This window comes from Verrucomicrobiota bacterium (assembly GCA_016871675.1).
GTDB lineage: Bacteria > Verrucomicrobiota > Verrucomicrobiia > Limisphaerales > VHCN01 > VHCN01.
The window spans coordinates 1-4,732 of the sequence record VHCN01000117.1; the positions used below are offsets into that span (position 1 = coordinate 1).

At 65.5% G+C, this 4,732-nt stretch carries 3 protein-coding genes; 2 read left to right on the forward strand and 1 reads right to left on the reverse strand.

Going from position 1 to position 4,732, the window contains the following annotated elements; genetic code table 11:
• Positions 1 to 204: 204 nt before the first annotated feature.
• Positions 205 to 2,193, reverse strand: coding sequence for a tetratricopeptide repeat protein (locus tag FJ386_14980; protein MBM3877989.1), 1,989 nt, complete (start codon positions 2,191 to 2,193; stop codon positions 205 to 207).
• Positions 2,194 to 2,347: 154 nt separating this feature from the next.
• Between FJ386_14980 and FJ386_14985 the strand changes: the two genes are divergently transcribed.
• Together FJ386_14985 and FJ386_14990 are read left to right on the forward strand one after the other, a co-directional pair.
• Positions 2,348 to 3,463: a PilT/PilU family type 4a pilus ATPase gene (locus FJ386_14985; protein MBM3877990.1), complete on the forward strand. Its 1,116-nt coding sequence runs from the start codon at positions 2,348 to 2,350 to the stop codon at positions 3,461 to 3,463.
• A 453-nt stretch (positions 3,464 to 3,916) separates the two neighbouring features.
• A partial coding sequence (locus FJ386_14990) for a ribokinase (protein ID MBM3877991.1) occupies positions 3,917 to 4,732 on the forward strand: 816 nt, incomplete at its 3' end.

Sequence of the window (4,732 nt, forward strand, 5' to 3'; positions counted from 1 at the left end):
TTCATGGCTCGGACGGGTTGTTGCTCTTCGGGGGCGCATCGTATCCAGCCGGGTTCTTTTTGGAAGCGAATTCGCCGGCGGCGCGAGCCGACCGCAGGCACCTCAAAGAACGTGCCCGGCGCGACCGAACGGACGGACGAACCGAGCCGGTCTCCTCACACGCAAGCCAAGCGAAGGCGCGGCCGGCGAAATGAACGACCTGCATTACTTCTTGATCGCGGCGTCGAACTGCCTGCGGGCCGCGAGATACTCCGGGTTCAGCGGTTCGGCCTTCAAGGCTTCGGTCAGGCACCGGTCGGCTTCGGCTCCGCTGCCGCGCTGGAGTTGGATGTGAAACTTCATGAACCAGGGGTAACCCCGTGCGAAGCCCTCGCGGATCATGTGGGAGAAAACCCTTTCAGCTTCATCAATCCTGCCGAGTCTCGTGAGCGCGAAGCCAAGATCGCGCCAGTAGTTCTCCCCGCTGCCCGGGCGGCGAGTCAGCTCGTTGAGCAGCCGGGCAGCGAGTTCGAATTCCCCGGCGACAAGCGAGGCGCGGGCGAGGGCGGTTTGCGCGAAGACGCTGTCTGGCGCGAATCCGAGCGCGCGCTGCGCCTCCGCCTTCACCGGGACGGAGGAGTCGGGCGTCACATTCGCGAACGTCCAATCGCCGGGCCAAAGATGGCGAAACTCGTGCTTGGCGACGACGGGCTGGTTCGTCGCGGTGCGCTCGAGGAACAGGAGCGCGGATTCATTGAACGCGACGAGCGCCCAGGCGGGGTCCGCCTTTAACGCCTTCGCGAGCCCAGGCATCTCGCCGGCGGTGACGATGGGCAGAAGCACGGCGTGGGTCTGGTGCTTTCGGAGCAACGCCCGCCACTCTGCACCCGCCATGAGCACGGGGTGATATTCGGACCGCCAGAATTCCGTCGGATACGCATCGCCACGGCCGTCAATGAAAGGCGGGAATCTCGGCCAGAGCCACCACAACATCGAGCCGCCGAAGCGCATCTCATTGAAGACGCGTTGAGGCGGAACCTCGGCCTCCATGAAGCGAAACACGCTCGCCGGATAAAATGCCGGGTGCAAGCCGACGCCGAACGGATGCGTGCGGTCCTGCGTCGCGACCAGCGCAAGCGCGAGCCACGCGGGCGCCAGCAGGGTCTTCTGCGCCCAGTGCAAGAATTCGCCGCGGACCGTCGCGAGCCGGTCGAGCATGAACGCCGCGTGCGGCGCTGCGACGATCAGGAAAACGAGCATCGAGCGCTGCGTCGCACACGCGAGATAGCCGAACGCCAGCGTGGGCACGAGGAATCGAAGCTTCACGCGCTGCCAGCTCACCAACTGCACAACTACGAGCGTGGCGACCGCGAGGTAGAACAGTTTCGAAGTCGCCCACGCTGGCGGGAGGTATTCCTGGATGACCGCCCGCCAAAAAGTGTCGAGAAACTGCTCGATCGGGACCAGCAGAACCCGGTAGCCGCTGGGATTGATGACCTGCGTGGCGATCACTGCGGCCGCGCCTGCCAGCGCGATGCCGACGGGCCGCACGAACAGTTCGCGGAACTCGACCCGGGGCCGGTTGCGCCGCCCGCGCCAGATCCACTCGATCCATTCGGCCGCGCTCCAGCAGCAGAGCAGCACGAAGCCGTAGATGTAGCCCGCGTGCGTGTTTCCCCAGAACGCCATCAGCAGCGGCACGCCGATCCATTGCCACGCGCGCTCGCGCTCCTTCCGCGCGTCAACGAGCAGCAACAGTGCGAACAACAGCGCGGTCACAAGGTCGGGCCGCTCGAAGAACCGCACGCGGGCGATGAACACAATCACCGTCATCACCCAGAACGGCCACAAGGATCCGGGCCCCGCCTCGCGCCGCGCCGCCGCGAGCGCAACCAGCATGATCGCCGTTGCAAGGAGCGCCTTGAAGGTGATCAGCGCCCCGAGCCCGCCTTGCGACCACACGATGGAATACATGGTCGCAGGCCACCACTGCTGCAACGTCCACGGTGCATCCGGAATGGCGAAGGAAAACGTGTTGCGATCGGGAATCCGCCCCGTCGCGAGGATGTGCTCGCCCGTGCGGATGTGGTAGCCGACGTCGGCATCCGAAACGTGGAAGAACGCGCACGTGAACGTGAACAGCGCGAACGCAAACCACAGCAGCCGCGTCGTGCGCGCGTCGGGTGGCGGAGTGTTCAGTCCTTGGGTTGGCATCGGGCGGATTCGATGGCTGTGCAGTGCGTGCGGAGTCATTATCGGTTTCCGCCGAGTTTCACCAGTCCCGGTTTGGCCTGCGGCTTCGGCATTCGCCTTGAAGCCGTTGCCCGTCGCCGGCATCCTTCCAGCAACCAGAATTCCACCGATCCGCATGGAACACCTCAGCCGCGAAACCACGCTCGGGCAGATTCTGGATTATTGCCGGGATCAGGAGGCGTCCGACTTGCACGCGCAGACGGATGCGCGCTACTGCGTGCGCGTGCACGGAAAGCTCCTCCGCGTGCCGGTCGAGATCTTCCCGCCGCCGAACGAGGACATGATGCGCGACCTGCTGCACGAGGCGTTCACGCCGGCGATGTGCGAGCGCATCCTGTCGAAGCCGGAAGTGGACATGAGCTTCTACTTCGGCGACGTGCGGTATCGCGCGAACTTCAGCAAACAAAAGGGCCGCCAGTCGTTCTCGTTCCGCATCGTGCCGCAGCAGCGGATGAAGTTGAAGGACCTGCAACTGCCCGTCTCGCTCAAGGACATTCTCAACGAGCCGCGCGGGCTCGTGCTCGTGACCGGTCCGACCGGGCAGGGCAAATCCACCACGCTGCGCGCGCTCATCCAGGAGATCAACGAGACCACGGCGCTGCGAATCATCACCATTGAGGACCCGATCGAGTATGTGTTCGAGGAGTGCCTGTGCCAGTTCGAGCAGCGCGAAGTGGGCATTGACACGCCGAGCTTCGCGCACGGCATCCGCAACGCGATGCGGCAGGACCCGAACGTGATTTTCGTCGGTGAAATCCGCGACCAGGAGAGCATCTGGGCCGCGATGCAGGCGGCGGAGACCGGCCATCTCGTGCTCACCACGCTGCACGCCGACTCCGTGCCGCAGGCCATCGGGCGCATCCGCGAGTTTTATCCGTCGAGCGAGCAGGGCAACATCAGCGCCCTTCTGGCGCGGAACATCAACGCGATCATCTGCCAGCGCCTCATCCCGAACGTGAAGGGCACGCGCACGCCGTGCCTGGAGTTCATGAAACGCGACGCGGGCATCCAGGAAGCCATCACGGCCAACAACCTCGCGCTCATCACCGGCCACATCGAGGCGTGCGTGAACCGCGGCATGCACACGTTCGACCAGTATCTGATCGAGTTGCTCGCGGCGAAAGCCATCACCGAGGAAACCGCGCGCCACTACGCGACGAACAAACACCGGCTCGACCTCCTGCTCCGCGGCGTGGTGACGAGCCAGGCGATCCTCATTCCCGACAGGTAGGCGCGATCCGTGGAGCGCATGGCCGCAGGACGGCCCATTGCCGGTTCACACCATCATGGCCACGGCCCGTTCGTCCCCGTGACACTGCGAGCAGTTGTCCAAGCCGACGAACTCCGCGCCCGGCACGGCGGGCGGCGCCACGACATCAACGCCACCGCCGCGGTCAGCGGCGCGGCCCAGAGCAGGTGTTTGTAGATTTGCGGTGCGTTCACGTTCGGCTCCGTCGGTGGATTCCCGTTTCCGCAGCCACTGAAGCGCAGCCGCGCAAACCCGACCCACACCCGTTGGCATCGGTTGGCCATGAATTGATAAGTCGCGAAGATCAGGAGAGCGTCGCCACCCGTCCCGTTCGTCGCATCCACCCGGTTCGAACGCGGACGTCGGACGCATGGGACGAATGCCGCCACTTCCGAAGATTGCAGCAAGCCTCAGCCACCGCTACAACCACCGCGCATGGTCACCGTCGTCGGCAGCTTCAACATGGACCTCTTCATCGAGACGCCGCGCTTTCCCGCGCCGGGCGAGGCGATCCTCGGGAAAAACTTCCGCCGCGCCCCGGGCGGCAAGGGCGCGAACCAGGCCTTCGCAGTCGCCCGCATGGGCATGCAATCCGCCATCATCGGTGCGGTGGGGCGTGACGCCTTCGGTGACGAGATGGTGGCGAATCTCGAAGCGGTGGGTGTGCAAACGAGCCGGGTCATGCGCCGCGACGCGATCGCCAGCGGAACCGCGATGATCGTGCTCGACGCGGCCGGCCAGAACCAAATCGTCGTGGCCAATGGCGCAAACGACACGCTCACCGCGGCGGAGGTGCGGGCGCGTGCAGCGCTCTTCCGGAAATCGAAGGCAGCTCTCATTCAGTTCGAAACCCCGATGCCTTCCGTCGAAGCCGCGCTGCGGCTCGCGCGAAAGTCCGGCGCGCTCGCCGTGTTGAATCCCGCGCCCTTCACGCCCGTGAGCGACCGCGTTCTGCGCCTCGCCGACTGGATCATCCCGAACGAGGGCGAAGCGTCGAAGTTGACCGGCGTGGACGTCCGGAACATCGCGAGCGCCGCGAAGGCGGCGGTTGCGCTGAAGCGCCGCTCGCGCTGCGACAACGTGCTGATCACGCTCGGCGCGGGCGGCGCGTGGCTCGACACGCCGTCGTTCGCCGGTCACATCGCAGGTTTCAAGGTCACGGCCGTGGACACCGTGGGAGCGGGCGACACGTTCATCGGAGCCTTCGTCGTGAAACTGGTTGAGGGCGCGACGCCGCGGGAGGCGGCGCGA

Coding starts and splice junctions, on each gene's coding strand:
- FJ386_14980 (MBM3877989.1), bottom strand. CDS start 2,193: ATGCCAACCCAAGGACTGAACACTCCGCCACCCGACGCGCGCACGACG.
- FJ386_14985 (MBM3877990.1), top strand. CDS start 2,348: ATGGAACACCTCAGCCGCGAAACCACGCTCGGGCAGATTCTGGATTAT.